The organism is Kitasatospora sp. NPDC034533 (genome assembly GCF_055575155.1).
Genome location: NZ_JBVITE010000021.1, coordinates 1 through 25,996, shown reverse-complemented (window position 1 = coordinate 25,996; position 25,996 = coordinate 1). Strand labels below are relative to the sequence as shown.

General features: G+C 73.3%; 24 protein-coding genes. 10 read left to right on the top strand and 14 right to left on the bottom strand.

Annotation, left to right across the window (positions count from 1 at the left end):
- The first annotated feature begins 201 nt into the window (after positions 1 to 201).
- Entirely contained in the window at positions 202 to 810 is a 609-nt protein-coding gene (locus ACZ55U_RS17325) for a DJ-1/PfpI family protein (protein ID WP_465526974.1), read from the top strand.
- 8 nt (positions 811 to 818) lie between these two features.
- Here ACZ55U_RS17325 and ACZ55U_RS17320 read toward each other — a convergent pair whose 3' ends face one another.
- Positions 819 to 1,532, bottom strand: coding sequence for a nucleotidyltransferase family protein (locus ACZ55U_RS17320; protein WP_465526973.1), 714 nt, complete (start codon positions 1,530 to 1,532; stop codon positions 819 to 821).
- Positions 1,533 to 1,734: 202 nt separating this feature from the next.
- Between ACZ55U_RS17320 and ACZ55U_RS17315 the strand changes: the two genes are divergently transcribed.
- Together ACZ55U_RS17315 and ACZ55U_RS17310 are read left to right on the top strand one after the other, a co-directional pair.
- Complete coding sequence (locus ACZ55U_RS17315) at positions 1,735 to 2,799, top strand: uroporphyrinogen decarboxylase/cobalamine-independent methonine synthase family protein (RefSeq protein ID WP_465526972.1); 1,065 nt, start codon at positions 1,735 to 1,737, stop codon at positions 2,797 to 2,799.
- Positions 2,800 to 2,977: 178 nt separating this feature from the next.
- Positions 2,978 to 4,219 carry a serine hydrolase domain-containing protein gene (locus tag ACZ55U_RS17310; RefSeq protein ID WP_465526971.1) on the top strand — a complete coding sequence of 414 codons (1,242 nt, stop codon included), beginning with the start codon at positions 2,978 to 2,980 and terminating at the stop codon, positions 4,217 to 4,219.
- A gap of 753 nt (positions 4,220 to 4,972) precedes the next feature.
- On the opposite strand, the gene ACZ55U_RS17305 is transcribed toward ACZ55U_RS17310, so the two are convergent.
- The gene (locus ACZ55U_RS17305) at positions 4,973 to 5,992 is read right to left on the bottom strand and encodes a hypothetical protein (protein ID WP_465526970.1); all 1,020 of its coding nucleotides are present in this window, start codon (positions 5,990 to 5,992) and stop codon (positions 4,973 to 4,975) included.
- Positions 5,993 to 6,103: 111 nt separating this feature from the next.
- On the opposite strand from ACZ55U_RS17305, the gene ACZ55U_RS17300 reads away from it, so the two are divergent.
- A complete protein-coding gene (locus ACZ55U_RS17300) occupies positions 6,104 to 6,694 on the top strand; it encodes a TetR/AcrR family transcriptional regulator (protein ID WP_465526969.1) in 591 nt (196 codons plus the stop codon).
- Positions 6,695 to 6,696: 2 nt separating this feature from the next.
- Here the strand turns inward: ACZ55U_RS17300 and ACZ55U_RS17295 are convergent, their stop codons facing one another.
- The gene (locus tag ACZ55U_RS17295) at positions 6,697 to 7,344 is read right to left on the bottom strand and encodes a TetR/AcrR family transcriptional regulator (RefSeq protein WP_465526968.1); all 648 of its coding nucleotides are present in this window, start codon (positions 7,342 to 7,344) and stop codon (positions 6,697 to 6,699) included.
- A 101-nt stretch (positions 7,345 to 7,445) separates the two neighbouring features.
- Here ACZ55U_RS17295 and ACZ55U_RS17290 point away from each other — a divergent pair, with 101 nt between their 5' ends.
- Together ACZ55U_RS17290 and ACZ55U_RS17285 are read left to right on the top strand one after the other, a co-directional pair.
- Entirely contained in the window at positions 7,446 to 8,201 is a 756-nt protein-coding gene (locus ACZ55U_RS17290; RefSeq protein WP_465526967.1) for an SDR family oxidoreductase, read from the top strand.
- A 46-nt stretch (positions 8,202 to 8,247) separates the two neighbouring features.
- The gene (locus ACZ55U_RS17285) at positions 8,248 to 8,667 is read left to right on the top strand and encodes a hypothetical protein (RefSeq protein ID WP_465526966.1); all 420 of its coding nucleotides are present in this window, start codon (positions 8,248 to 8,250) and stop codon (positions 8,665 to 8,667) included.
- Positions 8,668 to 8,759: 92 nt separating this feature from the next.
- Here ACZ55U_RS17285 and ACZ55U_RS17280 read toward each other — a convergent pair whose 3' ends face one another.
- The gene (locus ACZ55U_RS17280) at positions 8,760 to 10,310 is read right to left on the bottom strand and encodes a carbohydrate binding domain-containing protein (RefSeq protein WP_465526965.1); all 1,551 of its coding nucleotides are present in this window, start codon (positions 10,308 to 10,310) and stop codon (positions 8,760 to 8,762) included.
- A 383-nt stretch (positions 10,311 to 10,693) separates the two neighbouring features.
- Here ACZ55U_RS17280 and ACZ55U_RS17275 point away from each other — a divergent pair, with 383 nt between their 5' ends.
- A complete protein-coding gene (locus tag ACZ55U_RS17275; protein WP_465526964.1) occupies positions 10,694 to 11,647 on the top strand; it encodes an aldo/keto reductase in 954 nt (317 codons plus the stop codon).
- A 78-nt stretch (positions 11,648 to 11,725) separates the two neighbouring features.
- Here the strand turns inward: ACZ55U_RS17275 and ACZ55U_RS17270 are convergent, their stop codons facing one another.
- The 4 genes from ACZ55U_RS17270 to ACZ55U_RS17255 form a co-directional block, all read right to left on the bottom strand.
- A complete protein-coding gene (locus tag ACZ55U_RS17270; RefSeq protein ID WP_465526963.1) occupies positions 11,726 to 12,412 on the bottom strand; it encodes a GNAT family N-acetyltransferase in 687 nt (228 codons plus the stop codon).
- A gap of 160 nt (positions 12,413 to 12,572) precedes the next feature.
- A complete protein-coding gene (locus ACZ55U_RS17265; protein ID WP_465526962.1) occupies positions 12,573 to 13,256 on the bottom strand; it encodes a nitroreductase family protein in 684 nt (227 codons plus the stop codon).
- 197 nt (positions 13,257 to 13,453) lie between these two features.
- Positions 13,454 to 15,091, bottom strand: coding sequence for an ABC-F family ATP-binding cassette domain-containing protein (locus ACZ55U_RS17260; protein ID WP_465526961.1), 1,638 nt, complete (start codon positions 15,089 to 15,091; stop codon positions 13,454 to 13,456).
- Between the two features lie 197 nt (positions 15,092 to 15,288).
- On the bottom strand, positions 15,289 to 16,512 hold the full coding sequence (locus ACZ55U_RS17255; protein WP_465526960.1) for a trypsin-like serine peptidase: 1,224 nt from the start codon (positions 16,510 to 16,512) through the stop codon (positions 15,289 to 15,291).
- A 635-nt stretch (positions 16,513 to 17,147) separates the two neighbouring features.
- Between ACZ55U_RS17255 and ACZ55U_RS17250 the strand changes: the two genes are divergently transcribed.
- The gene (locus ACZ55U_RS17250; protein ID WP_465526959.1) at positions 17,148 to 18,761 is read left to right on the top strand and encodes an ABC-F family ATP-binding cassette domain-containing protein; all 1,614 of its coding nucleotides are present in this window, start codon (positions 17,148 to 17,150) and stop codon (positions 18,759 to 18,761) included.
- 59 nt (positions 18,762 to 18,820) lie between these two features.
- On the opposite strand, the gene ACZ55U_RS17245 is transcribed toward ACZ55U_RS17250, so the two are convergent.
- Positions 18,821 to 20,323: a S41 family peptidase gene (locus ACZ55U_RS17245; RefSeq protein ID WP_465526958.1), complete on the bottom strand. Its 1,503-nt coding sequence runs from the start codon at positions 20,321 to 20,323 to the stop codon at positions 18,821 to 18,823.
- Between the two features lie 243 nt (positions 20,324 to 20,566).
- Between ACZ55U_RS17245 and ACZ55U_RS17240 the strand changes: the two genes are divergently transcribed.
- A complete protein-coding gene (locus tag ACZ55U_RS17240) occupies positions 20,567 to 20,779 on the top strand; it encodes a hypothetical protein (RefSeq protein ID WP_224280451.1) in 213 nt (70 codons plus the stop codon).
- Between the two features lie 43 nt (positions 20,780 to 20,822).
- On the top strand, positions 20,823 to 21,212 hold the full coding sequence (locus ACZ55U_RS17235) for a toxin Doc (protein ID WP_465526957.1): 390 nt from the start codon (positions 20,823 to 20,825) through the stop codon (positions 21,210 to 21,212).
- A 109-nt stretch (positions 21,213 to 21,321) separates the two neighbouring features.
- Here ACZ55U_RS17235 and ACZ55U_RS17230 read toward each other — a convergent pair whose 3' ends face one another.
- From ACZ55U_RS17230 to ACZ55U_RS17210, 5 genes are all read right to left on the bottom strand, one after another.
- Positions 21,322 to 21,975, bottom strand: a complete 654-nt coding sequence (locus ACZ55U_RS17230) for a Pr6Pr family membrane protein (RefSeq protein WP_465526956.1) — start codon at positions 21,973 to 21,975, stop codon at positions 21,322 to 21,324.
- Positions 21,976 to 22,121: 146 nt separating this feature from the next.
- Positions 22,122 to 22,784, bottom strand: a complete 663-nt coding sequence (locus ACZ55U_RS17225; protein WP_465527048.1) for a response regulator — start codon at positions 22,782 to 22,784, stop codon at positions 22,122 to 22,124.
- A gap of 119 nt (positions 22,785 to 22,903) precedes the next feature.
- Complete coding sequence (locus ACZ55U_RS17220; protein ID WP_465526955.1) at positions 22,904 to 24,175, bottom strand: sensor histidine kinase; 1,272 nt, start codon at positions 24,173 to 24,175, stop codon at positions 22,904 to 22,906.
- Positions 24,172 to 25,149, bottom strand: coding sequence for a hypothetical protein (locus ACZ55U_RS17215; RefSeq protein WP_465526954.1), 978 nt, complete (start codon positions 25,147 to 25,149; stop codon positions 24,172 to 24,174). The genes ACZ55U_RS17220 and ACZ55U_RS17215 overlap by 4 nt, the downstream gene beginning before the upstream one ends.
- Positions 25,150 to 25,239: 90 nt before the next feature.
- Positions 25,240 to 25,821: a GNAT family N-acetyltransferase gene (locus ACZ55U_RS17210; RefSeq protein WP_465526953.1), complete on the bottom strand. Its 582-nt coding sequence runs from the start codon at positions 25,819 to 25,821 to the stop codon at positions 25,240 to 25,242.
- Positions 25,822 to 25,996 lie beyond the last annotated feature (175 nt).

Here is a 25,996-nt window from a genome sequence, read left to right as displayed (position 1 = left end):
GGGATTTCGCGGGTTTCGCCGTGGCTGCCGCTCGGCGGGTTCGAGGGAGTGGGAAGTCGGCCGGTCCGACTTCCCACTCCGGTGCCCCGCCCCCTCGGCAGGCGATCACGGGCCGGGGACCGGTGGGTGCCGGGCCCGGGCGCTGGCCTCGGCCCGTGAGGTCGGGGAGACTGGGCGTTCCGTCCGGATGAAGGAGTTGCGATGCAGGTGGCCGTGGTGACGTTCGACGGGTTCAACGAGCTGGACAGCTTCATCGCGTCCGCGCTGATCAACCGCTGCCGCCCGGACGGCCTGGAGGCCTTCATCACGACGCCGGCGCCGGTGGTCACCTCGATGAACGGGGTCGAGGTGACCGGGCAGCGCCCGATGGAGTTCGTCACCGAGGCCGACGTGGTGCTGATCGGCAGCGGGGTGAAGACCCGCGACGTGGTGGCCGACAGCCGGTTGCTCTCCGCGCTGCCGCTGGACCCGGCGCGGCAGCTGATCGGCTCCCAGTGCTCCGGCGCCCTCGTGCTGGCGCACCTCGGGCTGCTGGAGGGCAGGCCGGCCTGCACGGACCGGACGAGCCGGCCCTTCGTCGAGGCCCGTGGTGTCACCGTGCTGGACGCCCCGTTCCACGCGGAGGGGAACATCGCCACGGCGGGCGGTTGCCTGGCCTCGCAGTACCTCGCGACCTGGGTGATCACCCGCACGCTCGGGGAGGAGGCGGCGCGTGGCGTGCTGGACTACGTGGCGCCGGTGGGGGAGAACCCGGAGACCGTCGAGCGGGGGCTGCGGGCCGTCCGGGCGGGCGAGCCGGTCCGGTCCTGACGGCCCCTTCAAAGGGCCGGTGCCGCCAGGCCCGCCCGTAACTCCCTTAGATCCGAAGGCGTGTTGACGGCGTGCCAGAAGCCTTCGGCGCGGTAGCCCGCCAGCTGCCGCAGCCGCACCAGGTGCGGCAGGGTCGTGTGCGCGTGGTCCCCCTCGTCCGGCAGCAGCGGGACGACGCCGGGCGCGAAGGCGTACACGCCGCCGTTGACCACGCAGGTGGGCGGTGCGGCGAGTTCGGCGACCCTCCCGAGGGCGTCGCAGCGGACCGTGCCCCGGGGCAGCCGGGGCGGGACCAGGGCGACCGTGGCCAGCGTCCCGCAGCGCAGGTGGTGGGCGCCGAGCGCGGTGAGCGGCAGGTCGGTCCAGATGTCGCCGTAGACGGCGAACCACGGTTCCCGCGGCTCCGGAAGGGCGCGGGCGGCGAGCTTCAGTCCGCCGCCCCGGCCCAGCGGGCGGTCCTCCACGACCACGGTGGTGCGGACCGGCAGGGACGCGCCGCGCAGGTAGTCGGTGATCAGCTGCGAGCGGTAGCCCGCCGAGACGACCACCGTCTCCACGCCGGCGTCGGCGAACCGGTCGAGCTGGTGGCGCAGCAGCGGTGTGCCGTTCACCTCGACCATCGCCTTGGGGCGCCGGTCCGTGTACGGGGCGAGCCGCCTGCCGCGTCCGCCGGCGAGGATCACGGCCTGGCGGATCGGGGGCGGGGCCTCCGGTGAGCGCATCTCCCGACCTCCCGGCGTGAGGGCACGGCGTCGGGACAGTGTCCAGGGCTCGGTGGGCCCCGCTCAACGGAGTGATCACTCCGGCCCGAACCTGTTCGGGTGGCGTCGGGTTCGGGTTCACGTAATGCCCTGGTGGGGTGCGATCGTTGGCAATTGCGATCACCTCCTCCGCCCGGCTCGCCGCGTTCCTAGGCTGCCGCCCATGAGCATCCCCTCCGAACTCATCGGCAGCGTTCCCCGCTCCCCGGAACTCCTCGCCGCCGTCGCCGAGCACGCCGCCGGCCGCCTCGACGACGCCGCCTTCGCCGAGGTCCGCCAGCAAGCCGTCCGGGACACCGTCGCGCGGCTGGAGGCCCTCGGCTCGAAGGTCGTCACCGACGGCGACCAGGCCAAGCCCAGCGCCTACACCTATCCGGTCGCCGGGGCCGACAACGTCACCCCCGACGGCGTCGTCCTGCCCTTCGCGGACGGGCACCAGCGGCAGCTGCCCGTCCTGGCCTCCGGCCCCTTCCGCTACCGGATGCACGCCGAGCAGTACCTGCGGGCGGCGCAGAAGGTCGCGACCGTCCCCGTGAAGCAGTCGGTCGTCTCGCCCTCCCTGCTCAGCCTGCTGTACCCGCCGGCCGGCGTTCCCGGGTACTCGCACACGCAGTACATGGAGGACCTGGTGGCGGGCGCCGAGGCGGACATCCGGGGTTGCCTCGACGCGGGCGCGCACGTCGTGCAGCTGGAACTCACCGAGGCGCGGCTGGCGTTGAAGCTCGACCCGAGCGGCGGTGTGCTGCGCGAGTTCGTCGAACTCGACAACATGGTGCTGAGCCGGTTCAGCGCGGCCGAGCGCGCCCGGATCGGCGTCCACACCGACCCGGGCGCCGACCAGGGCTCCACCCACAGCCTCGACATCGACTACGCGGAGCTGCTGCCCGAGCTGTTCAGGCTCACCGTGGGCAACTTCTATCTCTCCCTGGCGAGCGAGCCCGACCCGGAGCGGGTCCTTCGTGTCGTCGCCGAACAACTCCCGCCCGAGGTACGGGTGTTCGTCGGCGTCACCGATCCGCTCGACCCCCGGGTCGAGACCCCGGAAGAGGTACGTGACCGGGTGCTGGCCGCCGCCCGCCACCTCCCGGTGGAGCGGCTGGGCACCTGTGACGACAGCGGCTTCGCCTCCTTCGCGGACGACCAGTCCGTCTCCCGGGAGACCGCCTTCGCCAAGATCAAGGCGCGGCTGGAGGGTACGGCGCTGGCGGCCCGGGCGCTGGGCGTCTGACTCGGGGAGGCCCTGCGCCTCGGTCTTTCCTATCGGTCTTCCCTAGGGGCCGACCCTGACGCGAATTCGGGGAGCGGCGGTGCCCTGCCCCTGATGTCCGGAGCGGACGCGGCCGGAAGACTCGTCGCCGGGCCGGGAACCACCGGCCCGGCGACGATCAGCCTGGGGGCCACCGCACATGAACGCGAACGTGCACGACAACCGCACCCGTTGGGCCGCTGTGGCCGCCGCCGCGGCCCTGGCGGTCGCGCTGACGGTCGGGGCGGGCGCGCCCGCGCTCGCCGCCGCGCCCGCTGCGGGGGTGTCATCGGCCGGGGTGTCATCGAGTGCGGCTGATGTGTCGCCTCTGGACAGGGCGGCGGTCCGGGCCGCGCTCGACCGGCGGCCGGCCGCCGACGTCTCCGCCGGGTTCGTGCGGATCACCGGCTCCACGGGGAGGTTCGAGGGCGTCTCGGCGGAGCCCGGGATGGCCGTGGACCCGCAGGGCCGGTTCCGGATCGGCTCGATCTCGAAGATCTTCACCACCACCGTCGTCCTCCAGCTCGCCGCCGAGGGGCGGGTCGACCTGGACGCCGACGTCCGGCAGTACCTCGCGGACTTCCCGTACGAGGGGGTCAAGGTCGGGCAGCTGCTCAACCACACCAGCGGACTGCCGGGCGGCTCCAACGTGCCGTGGGGGGACGGCACCACCGAGTGGTTCGCCCAGCACAAGTTCGACTCGTTCACCCCGGAGGAGGTCATCGCCACGATGAAGGGCCAGAAGCTCGGCTTCGACCCGGGGAGCGCCCAGCAGTACAACGGCATGAACACCTTCGTCGCCGGGCTGATCGTCGAGGAGGTCACCGGCCACCGCTACGCCGACGAGCTGCGGGATCGTGTCCTCCGCCCGCTCGGCCTGCACGACACCTCCCTCCCGGACGGCGACGACCCGCGGCTGCGACGCCCCGCGACCCACCCGTACCTGACCGTCCCTGAGGCCGGCGGCGGCTCGCACCGGGCGGACGTGACCGAGCAGAGCCCGTGGCCCTGGGCCGAGGGCGGCATGATCTCCAGCGCCCCGGACCTCGACCGCTTCATGACCGCCCTCTTCCGGGGTCGCCTCCTCCCGCCGGCCCAGCAGGAGCTGCTGTTCACCGTCCCGGACGTGCCGGTCGCCCCGCACAGCGGGCACTGCCCGGACGGCAAGGCCTGCATGAGCATGGGCCTTGAGAAGCTTGAGTCGGACGGTGTGGTGGCCTGGGGCAAGACCGGCTCCCGACCCGGCTCCACCAGCGGCGTCTTCGCCACCCGCGACCTCTCCCGGTCGGTCGTGTACTCGGTCGACCCGACCGCCTTGAACGGCGCCGAGATGCCGTACGTCCTCAGCCTGGTGACCTCCGCCTTCGGCGTGAACTCGTCGGCTGATGGACGGCCCGAGTAGCAGGAAGTCGGCCGCTCCGACTTCCTGTGCGGGCCGCCTCTCTGGGGCGTTCGGTGTTGCGTTGGCCGCGTGAGAAGTCGGCCTGGCCGACTTCCTGTGTGCCTTGGGGAGTTGAAGAAAGCTTTCTTCGCCCTTCGGGGAAGGTTCGGCACCGGGCGGGCAGACCCTCACCTGCGTAGGAAGTCGGTGGGTCCGACTTCCTACTCCTGCGGTTCGGTGAGCCCCCCATCCTGCTCGCCACCACCCTCCCTCTCCAGGGCCCTGCACGAGAAGTCGGCCCGGCCGACTTCCTGTGCAAGGTCGTCTCTCCGGGGGCGTTCGGCGCTTCGCTGCCCGCGCGAGAAGTCGGGTCGGCCGACGTTGTGTGCGGGCTGCCTCTCTGGGGCGTTCGGTGTTGCGTTGGCCGTGTGAGAAGTCGGCCTGGCCGACTTCCTGTGTGTCCGGGTGGGGCTGAAGAAAGCTTTCTTCGCCCCTCGGGGAAGGCCCGGTGCCGGGTGGGCGGGCCCTCACCTGCACGAGAAGTCGGCGGGCCCGACTTCCTGTGCGCGGCTTGGTGAGGCCACCCGTCCCGGTTGCCATCCGCTCCTTGCTGCGCGAGAAGTCGGCTGGGCCGACTTTCTGTGCGTGGGCTGGTGGGTGTTGTGGTCCTCGGTTCTCTTTGGCTCCCGGGTGGGTTGGCTTGCTTGCGCCGCGTGAGAAGTCGGCCAGGTCGACTTCCTGCGCAGACGACAGGCCGGTCAGTGGGCGCCGTACTCAGTGGGTGCCGTAGTAGGCGGCGAGGGTGGAGAAGGCTTCCTTCGGGTCCCAGGGGACGCCCGCGTAGGTACGTCCCGTACGGTCCTCGTAGGTCTTGACGATGCCGTAGCTGGCCAGGTCGAGGTCGTCGCGGGGGTCGCCGTCCGGGCGGTGGACGTGGTCGTAGAGGGCGAACGTGAAGACAAAGGTGGCGTCGATGCCGCCCGCGTCGAAGGCTTCCAGCAGTTCGCGCACGTAGGCGGCCTGCCCGGCCTCGTCGCGCTGGTAGGGGCCGTCGAGGCGGACCGGGCCGTGGTCGTCGTACTCGACCGCGTCCAACCCGAGCGCGCCCCGGTCGCCGGCGCCCCGGTAGGTGGCGGCGCCGAACTCGGTGATGGCGACCGGCTTCCCCTGGTCCGTCAGGGCGCGGACCCCGTCGGCGAAGCGGTCGGCGGTCTCCGCGGAGCGGTAGAGGTCCAGTGAGACCAGGTCGAAGGGCTCCCAGTCGACGCGTTCCAGCGGCACCGCGGCGTACGTGACGCGCCCGCCGAACCGCTCCCGGACGGCGGCCACCGCCTCGCGGAGGAACGCGTTGACCCGGTCGCCGACCGCCCCGAGGTGCTCGCGCACCTCCTCGGGCCGGGCGAGCAGCGCGACCCGGTCCGCCGTGCTGGCGCCGGGCAGGAAGCCCGGGTTCATCAGGCTGAGTTCGGCGCCGGTCACGAACACCACCTCGGCCCCGCGCCGCCGCAACCGTTCCGCGCGCTCGGCGCAGTCGGCGAAGAGCTTCAGCATCGCGTCGGTGGTCAGCTCCAGTGGGTAGGGCGAGAACCAGACTTCGAGCCCGAGGCCGGCGGCGTACCCGGCGGCGAGTTCGATCCGCTCCGGGTCGCCGCCCATGATGCGGACGGCGGTGCAGTGCAGTTCGTCCCGGATGATCCGCAGCTCGCGTTCGACCACCTCCGGTTCGAACCGGGCTCGGGAGTACGTCCCGTTCCTGATGAAGCCGGTGTCGTAGCTGATTCCCTTGGCGCGCACGTTCTTCTGCCTTTCCGGTGAGAGGGAAACTTACGGTACGGCGAGTACCTTAGTTGCCGACGCCTCGGTGCGGCAAGAAGGATGGGGTCGGTCTACGGAGAGGGCGGCGGCATGGCCGGGCAGACGCGGCGGCGCGGGGCGGCGCTGGAGGAGGCGATCCTGCGGGCGGCGGTCGAGGAGCTGACCGAGGCCGGGTACGCCGGGCTGACCATGGACAAGGTGGCCGCCCGCGCCGGTACCAACAAGAACGCCATCTACCGCCGCTGGCCCAACCGGCTGGCCCTCGGCATCGCCGCCTACAAGCAGCTGGCGAAGACGGCCCCGCTCCCCGACACCGGTGAACTGCGCGGTGACGCGCTGGAGTTGCTGCGTCAGGCGAACCGCCACTGGAGTTCCCCGCTGGGCGCCGTACTGCGCGAACTGCTGGCGGCGGCCGGCGGCGCGACGGAGTTCCTGGCGCAGTTGCAGGACCAGTCCGGCGACGCGGCGGCGGCGCCCTGGCTCACCGTCCTCGGGCGCGCGGTCGCCCGGGGCGAGCTGGCCCCCGAGGTGCTGCGCCCCCGGGTGGCGACGGTGGCGGTGGTGCTGCTGCGCAACGAGTTCGTGGTGCGCGGGGTGCCGACGGCGCCGGACGACGTCCTGGTGGAGATCGTGGACGAGGTGTACCTGCCGCTGCTGCGCGGGCGGCACCCGCGGCGCTAGCGCTACCCTGCGGCGTTCCCCCTGGTCAGCGACTCGGCGAGCCGTTCCGCGGTGTCCGCGTCCAGGGCGCCGTGCCCGAGCAGGAAGCGGTACCAGAACACGCCGTAGACCTGGTCGGCGATGAGGTCCAGGTCGGCGTCCCCGGCGAGTTCGCCGCGCTCGCGCCCCTTGGCGAGCAGCTCGCGCAGCGCGGTGCGGCGGGCGGCGGTGAAGCTCCGCATGAGGTCGGCGAGGTGTGGATCGCGGGCGGCCTCCCGGGCGACGGCGCGCAGCGCTGAGGCGGTGGTGTCGCGCTGGGCGGCGTCGAAGGTGGTGGCGATGAAGGCGCGCAGGTCGCTGCGCAGGTCGCCGGTGTCGGGGCCGTGGACGTCCTGGTCGGCGCGGTCGGTGAGGGCGTCGAGCAGCACGGCGCCCTTGGAGGGCCACCACCGGTAGACGGTCTGCTTGCCGACGCCGGCCGTACGGGCGATGGCGTCGACGGTGACGGGCGTGCCGTCGGACTCGGCGAGCAGGCGGAGCGCGGCGTCGAGGATCGCCCGGTGGGCGGCCTCGTTGCGGCGGCGCCCGGTGTGCGGACGCGCGGTCGGGGCTCCGGCGGTGTCAGCGGCCCCGGCGGATTCGCCGGTCTCGGTGTTCTTGATCTCGCTCATCGTGTTCCCTCGTCTCCGGCCCCCGCTTGACAAGACTATCAGTCTCGACAATCATCATTGCCGGAACCAGCGGTCTCGACAAGTCGAAAGGCCCCACCACCATGAGCACTGCGTCAAACCTCTTCGCCGGACAGCGCGTCGTCGTGATGGGCGGCAGCTCGGGCATCGGCGAGGCGGCGGCCACCGCCTTCGCCACGGACGGCGCCGAGGTCGTGGTCACCGGCCGGGATCGTGACCGGCTGGACGCCGCCGTGGCCCGGATCGACGGCAGGATCGACGGCAAGACCACCGGCCGGCAGCTGGACGCGGCCGACCCGGCCGCCCTCGCCGCCTTCTTCGCCGAGACCGGCACCGTCGACCACCTGGTCGTCGCGGTCAGCGGCGCGGCCGGCGGCGGCCCGTTCGCCGGGCTCGACCTGGCCGAACTCGCGGCCGGCTTCGACGCCAAGTTCTGGCCGCAGGTGCGCGTCCTCCAGGCGGCGCTGCCGCACCTGCGCCAGGACGGCTCGGTCACCCTGATCACCGCCGCCTCGGCCCGGGCCGCGTTCCCCGGCACCGCCGGACTGGCCGCCATCAACGGCGCGTTGGAGGCGATGGTCCCGCCGCTGGCCGTCGAACTCGCCCCGCTGCGGATCAACGCCGTCTCGCCCGGCGTGATCGACACCCCGTGGTGGGACCGCGTCCCGGCCGAGCAGCGGGCCGAGCTGTTCGAGGGCCTCGCCGCCACCACCCCGGTCGGCCGGGTCGGCCGCGCCGAGGATGTCGCCCGGGCGATCCACCTGATGGCCGCGAACGGCTTCGTCACCGGCGTGGTGCTCGACTGCACCGGCGGCGCCAACCTGTCCACCGGGCGCTGACCCGGCCGAAGGGGCCGTCGTCACTGGTCACGCCTAGGCTTCGGCCGTGAACGTTCCCGATGTCATCCCGATCAGCCACCGACCCGGCTACCGCACCGACACCATCGGCCGTTGGCGGGGCGGCCAGTTCTTCGCCTCGGCCCTCTGCCTCGGCGCCCGGTCCTACGCCGTCCTCCACCACTTCGACGCCGCCGGCCGCCACCTCGACTCGCGGATACGCGCCGCCGTCGGGGCGGCGGAGGCCAGGCGGCTGCTGGGGGAGTGGCTCGACGCCCTGCCCGGCCGGGAGTACGGGGACATCGCGATCGCCCCGTTCGCCGTGCGTGTCGACGGAGAGCTGTTCGGCCTGGTCCGCGAGGACTACGAGGACGACGAGGTGGGGGAGGAGGACGAACGGGTCCACTTCGAGCTGTACCCGGACGGCCTCGGCTTCGACGCGCCGTGGTGCGGCTGCTATGACACCTGAGCAGCCGCACCGTACGCCCCCTCCCGGCGGCGGGAGCGCTCGACCCCGTGCCGGTTGCCGCCCGCGTGCCGGATTCGATCCGTGTGCCGGTGTCAGCCCGTGTACTGGTTGAGGATCTTCGCGAACTCGTACGGCTGCTGCGGGATGTTGGTGCACTTGGACAGTGACCCGCCGGTGCAGGCGTTGGCGTCCCGGGTGGCGTCCCAGAAGGCGAGCATCCCGAGGTGGTTCTGCTTGGCGAAGGTCACCAACTGCCGGGCGGCGGCCTGGTTGTAGATCTGGTGGTCGTCGTTCTCGCCGATCATCGGGGTGACGCCGACCATGGCCCACAGCTGGGCGTCGCTCTTCGCCGGGTGGAGCGCCTTGAGCTGACCGAACAGCGACTGCGCGGCCTGGACGGCGGCGTTCCCGTAGTCGGTCCCGGCGCGGTAGTAGTCCATCGCCATGACGTTGACCACGTCGAAGGCCACCCCGGCGTCCCGGGCGGACTTGACGACGGCGACGCCCTCGGCGGTCAGGCCCTCGGGCAGCACGGGCAGGGTGAAGGAGACCTTCAGCCCCGGGTGAGCCTGCTGGAGCTTGGCGAGCGCGGCGGAGCGGCGGTCGTTGGAGACGGTGTCGGCGATGGCCGCGCCCTCGATGTCGAAGTCGACGTAGCGCAGGTCGTAGGCGCTCACCACGGCGTCGTACTCGGCGACCAGCGAGTCCACCGTGGTGCAGGCGGCGGCGAGTTCGGTGCCGGCGGCGCCGCCGAAGGAGACCTTGACGTCGCCGCCGGCCGCGCGCAGCGCGTCCACCTGGTCCTTGGCCCAGCCGGTGCGCGGGTCGTAGGCGTTGAACCAACTGGCTTTGCAGCCGACGCCGGTGACGAAGCCCATGGTGTAGCCCTTGAGGCCGCCGGCCTTGGCCATGTCGGGCATCGACGGGGTGGGCCAGGCGCCCATGTCGATGTACGGGGCGACCGGGAGCGCGACGTTCGGCGGCGGGGTGGTCGGGCCGCCGGTGGGCGTGCCGGTCGGGTTCGACGGGGCCGGGCTCGACGGGGTCGAACTCGGCGGCGGGGTCGACGGGTTGCCGCCGCCGGGGCCGGTCAGCGCGATGTCGTCGGCGAGGTAGCCGCCCTGCCCGTACCAGCCATGCAGGTAGACGGTGACGCTGGTGGTGGCCGGTCCGGTGGTGAAACTGGCGGACAGCTGCTGCCAGTTGGGGCCGCCGGCGGTCCAGACGGCCGGGTCGGTGACGCCGCTGCCGGTGGCGCCGAGGTAGACGTACTGGCCCTGCACCCAGGCGCTGAGCTTGTAGGTGGTGTTGGGCTGGACGCTGACGGTCTGGCCGCACTGGGCGGTGTCGCTCGCGCTCACCGCGCCCTTGAGTGCGTAAGTGCCGTTGTGGACACCGGAGTTGACCACGCTCCCGGTGCCGGCGGAACAGCTCCAGGGGCTCAGTACGCCGCTCTCCAGGCCGCCGTTGACGAGCAGGTCGCCGTCGGCGGCGCCGGCGTTCCCGGCGAGGACGGTCAGGCCGCCGGCGGCGAGCGCGGCGGACGCGGCCAGGCTCAGCAGGGTGGTGCGGCGGGCGGGGCGGCCGTGCGTGCGGGCAGGTGTGCCGGCATGCGTACGGGCACGCGGAATCGCGCTGGGCATGTGGGGTGCCTCTCGGGACGAGGTGGCCGCCCACGCCGCGAGGGGGGAGCGCGGGGCGGGCGGCGGGCCTGGGGAGTGGTCCGGTGCGGGGGAGAGCGCGGTGCTGAGCATCAAACTGGACTAGACCAGCTGGGCGCGTCAAGCACTCCCGGGGCCCGGGCACGTCACCGGGAGCAGGTTTGGGAGATCGTTGGGACGCGAGTGGGGCGGCCTTGGGGTGAGGGGTGAAGGGCATGAGGGGCGTGGGGCGAGGGCGCGGGGCGCGGGGGCTGACGGATGGGAGACGGGGGACTTGACCTTGAGCGCACTCCAAGGTGAAAGCTGGACGCGTTGATCACACACCGCCGCGGGAGACCGCGGTCCCCCACGATGGGAGCACCGTCATGCGCAACGCCTCGTTCGGCACCAGCGGGCCCGAGATCGGCGTCATCGGCCTCGGCTGCATGGGGATGACCTGGGCCTACGACGTCCGCAACCGGGACGACGAGAACTCCGTCCGGGTGATCCGGCAGGCGCTGGACCTCGGCGTCAGCCTGATCGACACGGCCGACATGTATGGCCCGTACACCAACGAGGAGGTGGTCGGCGCCGCGCTGGCCGGCCCGTACCGGGAGCGCGCCTTCCTGGCCACCAAGGTGGGCATCGTGCCGGGCGGCGCCGGCCAGCAGGAGCGCAACGGGCGGCCCGAGCACGTGCGCCGCTCGATCGACGAGAGCCTGCGCCGGCTGGGCACCGACCACGTCGACCTCTACCAGCTCCACCGGGTCGACCCGGAGGTCCCGATCGAGGAGACCTGGGGCGCGTTCGCCGAGGTCGTCGCGGCGGGCAAGGCGCGCAGCATCGGCCTCTCCGAGGTGACGGTCGAGGAGATCAAGCGGGCGCAGAGCGTGCACCCGGTGGCCTCGGTGCAGTCCGAACTGTCGCTGTGGACCCGGGACGTGCTGGCCGAGGTGCTGCCGTACACCGAGTCGCAGGGCATCGCCTTCCTGCCGTTCTCGCCGCTCGGCCGGGGCTTCCTCACCGGTGGCATCACCTCCGTGGAGGAGCTGCCCGCCGATGACTTCCGGCGCCGGCTGCCGCGCTTCCAGCAGGACGCGTTGAACGCCAACCTGGCGCTGGTCGGGAAGGTCCGGGCGGTCGCCGAGCGGATCGGCGCCAGCCCCGCGCAGGTCGCGCTGGCCTGGGTGCTGGCGCAGGGCCGGTACGTCTTCCCGATCCCGGGCACCAAGACGCCGCGCTACCTGGTGGACAACGTGGGCGCGGCCGGGGTCGAGCTCTCGGCGGCGGACCTGGCCGAGCTGGACGCGCTGCCGGCCGCGACCGGCGGGCGCTACTGAGGGCCGGTCGGAGGCCTCGTCAGGGGCCTGTCCGGAGCTCGTTCGAAGGCGCGGTCGGAGGCCTGATCGGGGGGCTGGTCAGGGGTTCGTTCGAAGCCCGGCCGGAGGCCCGGCCGGAGGTCGCCTGAGCGGAGGCCCGTCCGGGAGCGGGCGTTCCTTGACCCACACCAGCTGCCGTCCGGTCTCGGCCGGAGCCCGGACGGCGGCCCGGGTGATCCGGTCCAGCCGGTAGCCGAGCTTGCGCGGGACGGCCGCGCTGGCGGCGTTCGCCCGGTCGCAGCGGATCTCCACCCGGGTGATCCCGGGCAGCGCCAGCGCGGCCTCGGTCAGCGCGCCGGCCGCGGCGGTGGCGATGCCCCGGCCGACGTGCCCGGCGGCGACCCAGTAGCCGATCTCCAGCGCGCCCGGGCCGATCCGCCCGTGCAGGCCGAACGCGCCGATCACGCCGCCGGGTTCGGCGTCCAGTCCGGCCAGGTACATGAAGTCGGTGCCGGCCTCCCAGGCGGCGGCGCCGGCCCTGGTCAGCTCGGCGGTCTGCGCCCGGGAGGGGGCCTCGGCCGCCCACTCCATCCAGGGCCGCAGGTGGTCCAGATTGGCGCGGACGGCCTGGTTGAGCGCCGCCGCGTGGGTGCTGTGGCGGCGGCGCAGCCAGAGGCCGCCGGGCAGCCGCAGCCGTTCCGGCGGCCGTCCGGTGGTCACCTGCGCCGCCGCCTCCGCGAGCGGTGGCGGCGGGGGGCCGCAGGACCGCGGTCGTGCCTGGCTCATGACGGCGATTATGTCCTTGGCCGGAACCTGTCACCATCCGCCGTCCCTCCGATGGCGGGCGTGCGCGGCCCCCCGCGCGACCCGGCACACGGCGCCCCAACCACGGCCCTGTTCACCGGGCCCTGTTCACCGGGCCCCGCGCATCCGGTGCCCCGGCGCGTCAGAGCCGGACCATCACCTCGTCCAGCTCCTTGCGCCGCAGGTCCGGCACGCGCGCCCCCTCGGCCGGGTAGCCGACCGGGATCACGTACGCCGCGCGCTCCTCCGCCGGGCGGTCGCACACCTCGTTGAGGAACCTCATCGGGCTCGGCGTGTGGGTCAGCGTCGCCAGCCCGGCCTGGTGCAGCGAGGCCAGCAGCAGCCCGACCGCGATCCCCACCGACTCCTTGGTGTAGTAGGGGCGCGGCGAGTTGGGGCCCTTGTGCACCTCGAACACCACGATCACGGCCGGCGCGTCCTCCAGGAACGGCTTGTGCCAGTCGGTGCCGATCGGGGCGAGCGCGGCCAGCCACTCCTCCGAGGCCCGGTGGCCGTAGAACTCGCGCTCCTCGGCCTCGGCCGCCTCGCGCAGCAGCCGCTTGCGCTCCGGATCGGTGATCACCACGAACCGCCAGGGCTGCACGTGCGCGCCGCTGGGCGCGGTGCTCGCGGTCCGGACCGCCCACTCGATCACCCCGTCCGGGATCGGGCGGGTGGAGTAGTCGCGGACGGTCCGGCGCTGGGCCATCACGTCGTGGAAGGACTTGCTGCGGGCCTCGGCCTCGTGGGCGGGCACCGTCATGGGGGTGAGCGGGACGGTCGGGTGGGACATCCCCGCCACGGCGATGTCTGTGCTGTCAACCATGGCCGACAGCACAGCATATGACGGCCCCTCCGGGAAGAGGTCCAGACCGGGAGGTCCAGACCAGGGGGTCCAGGGCAGGGGGTTCAGGGCAGGGGGTTCAGGGCAGGGGGTTCAGGGCAGGGGGTTCGGGTCAAGGGTTCAGGCCATGAGGCGGGAAGACCCGGGAGGTGGAGACCGGTCGGCGAACCGGTCGTGGCCTACAGCTCGTGCACCCGTCCGTCCCGGACCTCGATCCGCCGGTTCACCGTCACCGCGTCCAGCATCCGCCGGTCGTGGGTGACCAGCAGCAGCGTGCCGGTGTACGAGCCGAGCGCGGACTCCAACTGCTCGATCGCGGGCAGGTCCAGGTGGTTGGTGGGCTCGTCCAGCACCAGCAGGTTGACCCCGCGGGCCTGGAGCAGCGCCAGCGCGGCCCGGGTGCGCTCACCGGGGGAGAGGGTGCCGGCCGGGCGCAGCACGTGCGCCGCCTTGAGGCCGAACTTGGCCAGCAGGGTGCGCACCTCCTCCGGCGAGAGCTCCGGCACGGCGGCGGCGAAGGCCTCCGCCAGCGGCTCCCCGCCGAGGAACAGGCCGCGCGCCTGGTCCACCTCGCCGACCACCACGCCGGAGCCCAACGAGGCGCTGCCGCCGTCGAGTTCGAGGCGTCCGAGCAGTGCGGCCAGCAGGGTGGACTTGCCCGCGCCGTTGGCACCGGTGATGGCGACCCGGTCGGCCCAGTCGATCTGGAGGTCCACCGGGCCGAAGGCGAAGTCGCCGCGCCGCACGCTCGCCCCGCGCAGGGTGGCGACCACCGAGCCGGAGCGCGGCGCGGTGGCGATCTCCATCCGCAGCTCCCACTCCTTGCGGGGCTCCTCGACCACCTCCAGCCGCTCGATCATCCGCTGGGTCTGCCGGGCCTTGGCCGCCTGCTTCTCGGTGGACTCGGTGCGCATCGCGCGCCCGATCTTGTCGTTGTCGGAGGACTTGCGGCGGGCGTTGCGCACACCGTTCTCCATCCAGCCGCGCTGCATCCGGGCGCGGGCCTCCAGCCCGGCCTTGGTGTCGGCGTACTCCTCGTACTCCTCGCGGGCGTGCCGGCGGGCCACCGCCCGCTCCTCCAGGTACGCCTCGTAGCCGCCGCCGTACAGGTTGACCTGCTGCTGGTGCAGGTCGAGCTCCAGCACCTTGGTGACGGTGCGGGCCAGGAACTCCCGGTCGTGGCTGATCAGCACGGTGCCCGCGCGCAGGCCCTTGACGAAGGACTCCAGCCGCTCCAGGCCGTCCAGGTCGAGGTCGTTGGTGGGCTCGTCGAGCAGGAAGACGTCGTAGCGGGAGAGCAGCAGCGAGGCGAGGCCGGCCCGGGCGGCCTGGCCGCCGGACAGGGCGGTCATCGGCAGGTCCAGCGAGACCTTCAGCCCGAGCGAGTCGGCGACCTCCTCGGCGCGCTCGTCCAGGTCGGCGCCGCCCAGGTCCAGCCAGCGCTCCAGGCCGACGGCGTACGCGTCGTCGGCGCCCGCCCGGCCCTCGACCAGGCCCTCGGTGGCCTCGTCCAGCGCGGTCTGCGCGGCGGCCACGCCGGTGCGGCGGGCCAGGAACTCGCGCACCGACTCGCCCTCGCGCCGCTCCGGCTCCTGCGGCAGGTGGCCGACGTTGGCAGTCGCCGGGCTCAGCCGCAGCGAGCCGCCCTCGGGGGTGTCCAGGCCGGCCAGCAGCCGCAACAGGGTCGACTTGCCGGCGCCGTTCACGCCGACCAGGCCGATCACGTCGCCGGGGGCGACCACCAGGTCCAGGCCGGAGAAGAGGGTGCGTTCGCCGTGGCCGGCGCTGAGGTCCTTGACTACGAGTGTCGCGCTCATGATGGGGCCGATTGTAGGAGGAGCGGGCCCGACGGCGGAAAAGCGCGGGGGAGAGGCGCTGCGGAGTGGCGCCTGCGGAAAGGCGCGGTGGGCAGGCGCGGTGGGCAGGTTGTGCGGAGAGGCGCCGCGGAAAGCGCGGTGGGACGGCCGGGGGCCGCGGCCGTGGCAGCCGCGGCCCCGGATCACCGCTCAGCGGATCACTTGGCCTTCTTGGAGAAGTACTCGAACATGTGCTGGGCCACGTCCTCCAGATACGGACCGGCCTCGTAGGTGTTCGCCGCGTTGCCGACGGAGGTGTCGCTGACCAGGGCCGGCTTGCCGTCCTTGGTGGCGTACCAGCCGCCGCCACTGCTGCCGCCGGTCATGTTGCAGCCGATCAGCAGCATCGCCGGGCGGCTCGGGTCGCCGGTCTTCTTGGCCGGCTTGCCGCCGTCACAGTGCTCCAGCTCGACGCCGTCGAAGGGCTTGCCCTCGGGGAAGCCGTAGTTGCTGACGGCGCCGACCTGGTCGCGCGGGGCGTTGAACCAGAGCGGGACGGAGCCGCCGACGGTCTCCTCCAGGGACTTGCCGCCCGGGTTGGGGTTGGCGACCTTGATGATGCCGAAGTCGTACTGGCTCCACGGGCCGCCCTTCTCCGGGTCGGCCTCGGCGGTCCACTGCGGCGAGACCATGCCCGAGGTGGCGGGCCACTCGCCGTACGGCTCGGCGTCCTCCAGCTTGGCCTGCCGGTTGCCGTTGCTCAGCACGCCGTTGCTGTTGAAGGCCGGGGCGAAGGTGATGTCGGTGTAGTACTTGTTGCCCTTGCCTCCGTGCAGGCAGTGGCTGGCCGTCCACACCAGGTTGCTCTTGCCCGGGTTGGCCGGGTCGGAGACGACGGTGCCGGAGCACACGTAGTCCTCGCCGCCGTCCTTGAAGAAGATCTTGCCGTTGACGTGCATGTTCTTCGGGAACGGGTGCGCCACGGGCTTGGCCGGGACCACGGCGGGCAGCTGGTCCGGACCGCCCGGCTGGGCGGCGGTGGGCTGGGTGGTGGCGGGCGCACCGGTGGCCGGCGCGGCGCCGGTGGGCTGCGCGGGCGGCTGGGTCGCGTCCGGCGAGGGCTGCGGGAGCGGCTTCGGCTTGGCCTCCAGCAGCTTCTGGAGCGTCCAGTAGCCCTTGACGGCCGGGGTGATCACGTTGGCCTGGGCCCACTTGTCCCAGTCCTCCAGCTTCCAGGTCTTGAGCTCTTCGAGCGTCGGAAGCTTGATGGGTGCCGCGCCCGGCTTGCCGGAGGCGCTGGCGCCGGCGGTGGCGCCGACGGTGGGCGCCGCGGTCGCGGGCGGGTCGACGTTGTCCGGGCCGCAGCCGGTGGCGACCATCATGGTCAGCGCGGCGACGGAAGCGCCCAGGACGGCACGGCTCGGCCGGGATATCGGTGACATGCGTTCAAATCCCCCAGTTGACTACCGCCATGCGGCCCGGTCTCCGGGTGCGGCCCCACTCGGCCGCAGGCATGGCAGGTGAGGAGTCTGCCATGCGGCGGGGACGCTCCCGCCATCCGGTCCCGACTGGGACGGGGCTGTCACCGGATCGGCACCGGATCGGCACCGGGCCCGCGCTGCTGCTTGCGGGCCCGCCCCTCGGCTGCGGCCCACGTCGCGCTCGCGAGCCCGTGCCGCCGGGTGTCTCCCGCCGCCGGGCGTCTCCCGCTGCCGGGTGTCTCCCGCCGCCGGGGTCTCCCGTCGGCGGGTCTTCCGCAGCTGGGGTCTCCCGCCGCGCCGGGAGCGGGTCGGCCGTTAATTCGGTTGCGGGCCTCGCGCCGGGTGCCTAGCGTGGTCCGGGTCATCAGCCAGACAAGGAGAAGGCCGTTGCTCTACTGAGGTCCCGGGACACCGCCCCCGCCGCGCAGGCCCTGCTGCCGCCGCGCGGTGTGCGAGTGTGCGACCTCAGTCACGGCCCGTGGCGCTCCTCTGCGTGACGCCACTTCCTCGTCTCCTCCGGCCGTCCCCGGTTCCGCACCCGCGGTGTCTCCCCGTGTTGCTCACCACCCCTTCGGCAACCATCCCGGGAGGCCTGTATGGCACACCAACCCACCACCACCGCCGTCCTCTGCTCCGAGCTCTCGTTCGAGTGGCCCGACGGCAAACCCGTCCTGGACGGCTTCCACCTCGCCGTCGGCCCCGGCCGCACCGGCCTGATCGGGCTCAACGGCGCGGGCAAGTCCACCCTGATGCGGCTGATCGCCGGGGAACTCACCCCCACCGGCGGCACCGTCCGGGTCGCGGGCGAACTCGGCTACCTGCCACAGGGGCTGACCCTCGACACCACCCTCAGGGTGGACGAGGCGCTCGGCATCCGCGCCGCCCGCGAGGCCCTGCACGCCATCGAGTCCGGCGACACCCGCCAGCACCACTTCGACGCGATCGGCGACGACTGGGACGTCGAGGAGCGCGCCCGCGCCACCCTCGACCGGCTCGGCCTGCACCGCCTCGGCCTGGACCGCACGACCGGCGAACTCTCCGGGGGTGAGGCGGTGTTGCTGCGGCTGGCCGCACTGCTGATGGCCCGCCCGGACGTCCTGCTGCTCGACGAGCCCACCAACAACCTCGACCGGGCCGCCCGCGAGCGGCTCTACGAGACGGTGGCGGGCTGGAGCGGCGTGCTGGTGATCGTCAGCCACGACCGCGAGCTGCTCCGGTACGTCGACCAGATCGCCGACCTGAGGGACGGCGAAGTCACCTGGTACGGCGGCAACTTCGACGACTACGAACGCACCCTCGCGGCCCAGCAGGAGACGGCCGAACGGCTGCTGCGCAACGCCGAGGCCGATGTCCAGCGCCAGAAGCGGGACTTGGTCGAGGCCCGCAGCCGGCTGGAGCGCAGCGCCGCGTACGGCAAGAAGCGCTCGGTCACCCGCAACGACCCGCACATCATCGCCGGCATGCTCAAGCGCAAGGGCCAGGAGACGGCCGGCCGGATCCAGGGCATGCACACCGAGCGGCTGGAGGAGGCCAAGGCGCGGCTCACGGCGGCCGAGGAGGCGGTCCGGGACGACGCCGAGATCCGGATCGACCTGCCGCGCACCGCCGTCCCGGCCGGCCGGACCGTGCTCACCCTGGACAAGGTGCGGCTGCCGCACGGCACCACCGCCGACCTCGACCTGCGCGGGCCCGAGCGGATCGCCCTGGTCGGCCGCAACGGCGCCGGCAAGACCACCCTGCTGCGCACCATCGCGGGCGAACTCGTCCCACTGGAAGGAGAGGTCATCACCCCGGTGCCGCTGCGCCACCTCCCGCAGCGGCTCGACCTGCTGGACGACGAGCGCTCGGTGGCGGAGAACGTCAAACTGTTCGCCCCCGCCGCCGGGGACAACGCGGTCCGGGCGCGGCTCGCCCGCTTCCTGTTCCGCGGTGCCCGGGCCGACCAGCCCGCCGCGACCCTCTCCGGCGGCGAGCGGTTCCGCGCCACGCTGGCGGCCCTGCTGCTGGCCGACCCGCCGCCGCAGCTGCTGCTGCTCGACGAGCCGACCAACAACCTGGACCTCGCCAGCGTCCGCCAGCTCACCCAGGCGCTGGCCGCCTACCAGGGCGCGCTCATCGTGGCCAGCCACGACGTGCCGTTCCTGCGCGGACTGGGCCTCACCCGGTGGCTGGAGCTGGACGGCGAACTGCGGGCGGTGGAGCCGATGTAGCGGTAACGGCATCCGCATCCGCACCCGCGCATCGGCTGCGGCTGCTGCTGCGACGTCGGCTACGGCCGCCGGTCTTGCTCGCCCTGGGTCGCCTGCGCGTCCTCGGCGAGCATCCGGCGGGCCGTGCTCAGGGCCGAGTCCTTGAGCCCGGCCAGCTCGTCGGGGGTGAACACCGGGGTGCGGACGTCCGGCGGGATGCCCGGCCCGTCGAAGGTGCTGCCGTCCCTGGTGAGGTACTTCTCGTTCGGCAGGACGACCAGGAAGTCCGGCGAGAGCGGCTTGATCATGATGTCGGAGAAGACGCCCTGGGTGTTCTCGCCGATCCGGAGCACGTGCGGGGAGCGGCCCATCATGGCCTGGGTGAAGGTCTCCGCCGCGCTGGTCGAGATCGAGGAGGTGAGCAGCGCCACCGGCCCGGTGAAGTGCCGTCCGGCCGAGGGCTGGACGGTGATCGGCTGGGGCCGGGTGAACTTCGTCGGGTCGGCCGGGTCGTTGCGGGCCACCTTCCGGTAGGCGACGTACGGGCGGTCGGTGAGCCGGGCGGCGAGGTGCAGCGCGAGCACGTCCGAACCGCCGCCGTTCAGCCGCACGTCGAGGACCAGGCCGGTGAGCCGGCGCGGGTCGGTGGGCAGCGCGTCCAACGCCCGGTCCAGCTCGTCGATCTGGCTCCGGAAGTCGCCGTCGGTGTAGTCGGTGAAGCTGCTCACCCGGAGGTAGCCGATGCCGCCGGGGAGCCGGCCCACACCGATCCGGCCGCCGGCGAAGAGCTGCTCAGGGCCGGTGAGCTGGGCGGCCGAGGCCTGCCGGGCCCGCGCGGTCAGCTCCTCGGTCTGCACCGTCGAGTCGGGCCGCTGCCCGTCGAAGACGGCCTTGGGCTGCCCGTCGACGATCCGGGCCAGTCCGGTGTGGGCGTCGCCGAGCGGGCGGAGCAGGTCCGTGAAGAGGGCCTGGAGCTGCTCCACCGTCGTGTCCGGGGTGATCGTGGGCCGCTTCTCGTCGCGCACGGCGTGCCAGTCGATGCCCTTGGCGGCGAAGAAGGGGTAGTTCTCCTCGAAGTTCTCCCAGAACCGGTCGAAGACCGCGAGCGGATCGTTCGGCGCCGGCTTGGCACACGCTGGTGGCAGGGCGTCCAGACGGTCGAGCGCCTTGGTGCCGACCCCGCTCTCCTCGCGTTCGACGGCCCGGTTGCGGCCCTTGGGGGTGAGCGTCACGGAGACGTTGCCCACGGCGTAGCGGGTGGTGCCGTCCGGGCCCGGCGGGCCGGACCGGGTCCCGGTGATCCACCCGGGCACGCAGCTGTGTGCGGTCACGTCGTAGGTGAGGAGCCGGTCCCCGGTGACCGCCAGCACCAGGCCGTAGCCCTCCGTCCGCCAGACCCCCTCCAGCGGGTTCGCCCGTCCCCCTCGGGCCGTGTCCTGGGCCGCCTCCTGTGCCGAGCCCTGGGCTGTGTCCTGTGTCGTGCCCCGGGCCGAGGCCGCCATCGCCCCCGGCGCCGCCAGCCCCGCCGCCGTCGCGAGTGCCACCACCGTGGCCGCCGCCCTGCCCATGTTCCTGCGTGTCATCTCCGGCCTCCGCCGAAACCCCGGTCTCCCCCGCGGAACCCCTCCGCCACCGCTCCCCTCCGACGTTAGGGCCGGCCACGCGGCCCGGGCGTCATCCGCCGTGCCACATCCGCTTCCTCCTCCGGGCCCATGCGGAGCCGGACGGAACCACCCTTGGGTGTATCGACAGCGAACCGTTTCGATGCGGGTGGAAATCCACCGGGCGCGTCCCCAACTCCCGTTCGCTCCAGTACCATCGGCGCTATGCCTGCGCTCAACATCGAGTACACCGAGCACGAGCTCGCCGCGATCCGCGAGGCCGCCGCCGCAGACGGCAAGACCGTGAAGGCGTACGTCCACGACCTCAGCGTGCGGGAACAGCAGCGGCGGGTCTTCGTGGACCACGCGGTGGCGTTCTGGAAGGCGCACCGGGCCGAGTTCGACGCCGCGTTCCCCGAGGACGCACCCGCCGCGTGAGCGGCGCGGGCGCGGTGCGGTGAAGGACGGGGGGAGCGGCGCGGTGCCGGACGGGGGAGCGGTGCTGCTCCACGTCGACCTGCGCTGGCTGCTCGACGTCCAGGAACTGGCCTCCCCGGAGGACCTCAGCGTGCGGGACTACTCGGCGCTGCAGGCCGCCGTCGCCCGGCACCGGGTGAACACCGCCCAGCTCGGCCACGACGCGGACCCGTCCTGGTGCGCGGCCACCCTGATGCACACCATCGTGCTGCTGCGCCCGCTGCCGGTGCGCAACAACCTGTACGCCTGCATGACGACGGCCGCGTACATGCACGCGGCCGGTGAGGGGATCGACCCGCCGTACGGGGCGCTGGTCGAACTGGCCCGGGACGTAGCCGAGGGCCGGGCGGACGTGTACGCGGCGGCCGACCGGATCCGCGCCTGGCGGATCTGAGGCCGATCGGCCGCGTGCACCGCCGCCGCTGCGCCTGCCGCGTACACCGCCGCCGCTGCGCCTGCCGCGTACACCGCCGCCGCTGCGCCTGCCGCGTACACCGCCGCCGCTACGCCTGCCGCGGTGCCGGCCGCAGCGCGCCGGCGATCCGCGTCCCGAGCCGGTCCAGCCCGACGACGAGGGCGGCGAGCACGACGAACTCGACGGTCAGCAGGGCGATCTGGCCCCAGACGTAGCCGTAGCCCTTGGTGGTCGGGTCGAAGAAGAAGTAGGGGTAGGGCATCGGGTAGTCGTCGAACAGCGCGTTGCGGGTGAGCACGATCGCCGCGTAGCCGAGCGGGAAGGCCAGCCAGAGCGGTATGTCCTTCCAGGTCGAGGCGTTGCGCGGCTTGAACACCAGCCAGTCGACGACCACCATCACCGGCGTCACGTAGTGCAGGAAGAACGACGACCAGTGCGCCAGCTTGTCCGGCCCGCTGACCAGCCCGGGCAGCGGGTTGGCGCCGTGTTCGAGCAGGATGTGCGAGACCAGCCCGGTGATCAGGATGTACAGCGTGGCCGCGCCGCGCAGCCGGGGTGCGGGCGCGTCCACGGTGGCGCGCTTGGTCATCCAGTAGACGGCGCCGACGAAGTAGCCGAACACGATCACGTTGCTCTGCACGGTGAAGTACACCAGCGGCGCGGTTCCGAGGCTCAGGCCGAGGCCTGCCGAGAGCACGATGCCCATGCGCCACCACAGCGCGGGCCGGGTCCGGACTGTCATGCGGCCACCAGTTCTTTTCAGGCGATACGGGAGGTATCGGGCGTTCGGGGGGAAGGCTGCACTCTACTCGCCGGCGCCGATCGGATGGAATCCGCGTTCGACGGTCGTGGCCCCGGCGCGGCTGAGGCCGCTGCCCTCAGCGGGTGTCAGCCCGGCAGCACGAAGCCCGACTCGTACGCGGCGATGACCGCCTGGGTCCGGTCCCGCGCGCCCAACTTGGCCAGGACGCTGCCGACATGGGTCTTCACCGTCTCCTGGCTCACCACCAGCTGTCGCGCGATCTCGCCGTTGTTGAGCCCGGTCGCCATCAACCGCAGCACCTGCCCCTCCCGCTCGGTCAGCCGCCCGATCGGCCCCCGGTCCGGCGCACCGGCCTGGTCCCGGCGCCGGTCCGCGCCGTGGCGCAGCGCGAGCTCCCGGACGGCCGCCGGGAAGAGCAGCGAGTCCCCGCGCGCGACCAGCCGTACCGCCTGGAGCATCTCCTCCGCCCGGGCCCGCTTCAGCAGGAACCCGGTGGCGCCGGCGCGCAGCGCGTCGTACACGTGGTCGTCGTGCTCGAAGGTGGTGACCACCAGGATGCGCGGTGGCGGGGTCGTCCCGTTGACCAGGGTCTCGGTGGCCCGGATGCCGTCGATGCCGGGCATCCGGACGTCCATCAGCACCACGTCCGGGCGCAGTTCGCGCACCAACGGGACGACCTCGGCGCCGTCACCGGCCTCGCCGACCACGGTGAGGTCCGGTTCGCTGTCGATCACCACCCGCAGGCCGAGGCGGACCAGCCGCTCGTCGTCCGCGATCACCACCCGGATGCGGTCGGTGCCTTCTCGGTTCCCGGCCGCTTGATTTCCGGCCGCTTGGTTCACGACCGTTTGGTTCCCGGCCGCTTGATCCGCGCCTTCTCGGTTCGCGTCCTCGTGGTTCACGTCGTTCACGTCGTCCCTCCCGCCGGCAGCCAGACGGCCAGCCGCCACGTCGTTCCGTCCTCGCTCGGCCCCGCCGCGCTGCCGCCGCGCAGGGCCGCCGCCCGCTCCCCGATGCCGCGCAGCCCGCGCCCGCCGCCGGGGCGGCTCGGACGGGCGGTGCCCAGCGGGTTGGTCAGTTCGATCTCGATCCGGCCGCCGGCCAGCGCGACCCGCAGCCCGGCGCGGGCCGGCCCGGCGTGGCGCAGCACGTTGGTCAGGCCCTCCTGCACGATCCGGTACGCCTCCCGGGAGACCGCGGCGGGCAGTGCGGCCAGCCCGGGGGCCAGCTCGGCGTCCACCGCCACCCCGGCGCGGCCGAGCTGGCGCAGCAGGTCGTCCAGCCCGGCGAGGGTGGGCCCGGCGGGCGCGTCGGCCTCCGGGTCCTCCTCGCGCAACAGCCCCAGTACGGTGTCCAGTTCGGCGACGGCGGCCCGAGCGGTCTCCTCGATCGCCGCGAGCGCCTCGGCGGCGAAGTCGGGGTTGCCGCGCAGCACCCGGGAGGCGGCGGCGGCCTGGATGCCGACCGCGCTGAGCGCGTGCCCGACGGAGTCGTGCAGCTCGCGGGCCAGCCGGTTGCGCTGGGCGAGCACGGTGGCCCGGCGCTCGGCGGCGGCCACCCGCTCCTCCGGGGTCGGGCCGAGGAGGGCGGGCGCCCAGTGGGCGAGCAGCGCGCCGCAGACGGCGTTGGTGCCGACGATCAGCAGCAGGACGCCGAGGCCGAGGACGGGGCCGTTGGCCAGCCAGCCGGCGACGTGCCGCTCCCACATCCCGACGAACTCGTCGGATCCCTCGTATCCGCAGATCAGCACCACTCCGAAGGGCGTCCCGGCGAGCGTCATCCCGGCGACCACCGCGCCGAACAGCACGTGCAGCACGTACCAGACGGCGGTGCGCCACCGGGCCGCCCAGGAACGGGCCGCTCCGGCGGCCAGGTCCTCCGGCCGGTCCGCCCCGCACAGCGCCCGCGCCGCCGCGCCCTCCAGCGCCCGCACCGTCGGCACCAGCGCGGTGACGGCGGCCATCGGCAGCGAGGTGAACAACGACAGGACGAACAGCAGCAGTTGGCGGCCCGGCGGCTGGTTCGGAACGAGTGCCGAGAGCAGTACCACGGACAGCAGCCAGTACGGCATCAGCAGCGCGCCGCCCAGCACCAGGTGCACCCAGCGCAGCCGGGCCCGCCGCCCGACCACCGCCCCCGCCGTACGCCGCAACCGGGCGGCCAGCCCCCTGACGATCACCCGTTCGACTCTACGGCAGCGGTGCGCCGACGGGCGCCCCATTCGGTCAACGCCACCGCCCCGACCGCCAGGACCAGCACCGCGGCCACCAGCTGCGCGGTCTCGACCAGTGGCATCAGCCCAGGCACGGCCTCCCGCAGCTCGGTCACCCGGGTCGTCGTCGCCCCGAAGGCCACCAACTGCCAGCCGCCCCAGCCGAACAGCGAGCCCGCCGCCGTCCAGGCCACCAGCAGCGGCCCGAGCACCCGCCGCCGCGGCCGGATCCGGAAGACGATGGCCAGCAGCGCCGCCGCCGCGGCCACCGCCATCACCGCGGCCGCCCCGTTCATCACCGCCACGCCCCGGCCGCTCTCCTCCGCCATGGCGACCGGCAGCCCGGCGGTGCCACCGAGCGCCCAGTAGGCCCGGCCCCCCGCGACGCCCGCGGCGAGCAGTGCGGCGACGCAGGCGAGGACGCGCTGCACGGTCAGCGTGGGGGAGTCGGGGAGGTCGCCGATCCGCTCCCTCAGCAGCCCGGCCCAGCGCCGGCGGGCGTAGAGCGCGAAGGCGGTGATCAGCGCGAGGCCCTGGACGGCGAAGCCGCCGTACACGACGAGGAAGACCCAGTCGCCGAGCCCCTTGTCGTCCGGGCCGTGGTGCTCGGGCCCGAGCAGCAGGAAGCTCAGCAGGTACAGCGGCAGTACGGCCAGGATCGTGCCGAGCAGCCCGGTCGCCACCCACATCGGGAACGCCACCAGCCCGGCCGGTGCCCGTCGCCCCCACGGCCGGACGAACGCCAGCGCCAGCACCACGGCGATCGCGTCCATGCCGACGGTCAGCAGGTTCACCAGCCACAGCCGGTCCATCGCGGCGGGGTCGTCCGTCCCCACCGGGTGCCCGGTCAACCACAGCAGCTTCAGCGTCAGGTACGGTGCGGTCGCCGCCACCGCCGTCCATGCCGCCCCGGCCCGTACCGCGTGCTCGTCGATCCTCATGCCGCCACCATCCCGCCGGGCCCCGCTCCGGGTCCTCCGCCCGGGGCGCGATCCCCCTCCCCCCGCCGGGGGATCCCGGGCCCCTCCCGGTCAGCCCACCCGGTGGATCAGCCGGTCCTCCTCGTCGGTCCGGCCGTCCGGGGCGGCGGCCAGCCCGAGCCGCTCGGCGAGCCGCCGCGAGGGCAGGTTGCCGGCGTGGATCAGGGCGACCACGGGGATGCCGGGGAAGCGCGGCAGCGCCTCGGCCATCGCCGCCCGGGCCGCCTCCGCCGCGTACCCCAGGCCCCAGGCGGACGGCTGGAACCGGTAGTAGAGGTTGAACACCCGCTCCCCGTCCAGGGTGTGCAGGTACAGCCCGGCGAACCCGATGATCGCCCCCGGCTCCTCCCGCGTGGCGACGGCGCAGTATCCGACGTCGTCCCGCATCCAGTCGGCGACGAACCCGTCCAGCATCTCCCGCGCCTGGGCGATCTCCCGCTGCGGCCCGTGCGGGTTGAACCGGTTGGTCTCCGGATCGCCGTGGATCGCGAACACGGCCTCCAGATCGCTGTCCTGGGGCCGCGTCAGCACCAGCCGCTCGGAGACGGCGACGGTAGTGCGGGCGTCGGCGCGCTGGGCGGTGGCGCGCTGGGTGGCGGAGTACTGGGCGGTGGCGTGCTGGGCGGCGGTCATGGCGGGTCCCCGTGTCTCGCGTCATAGGTCAGCCGACGATAGGGCATTGCCTTGACACCCGCCCGCGCATTTTCCGCCCGCTAGTGTCCTGCGCCAGGAATTCGTTCAAGATATGAGGCGAGTCGTTCGAGGATCTCGTCGGCGGTCTTGGTCCAGGTGAACGGGCGGGGGTTCT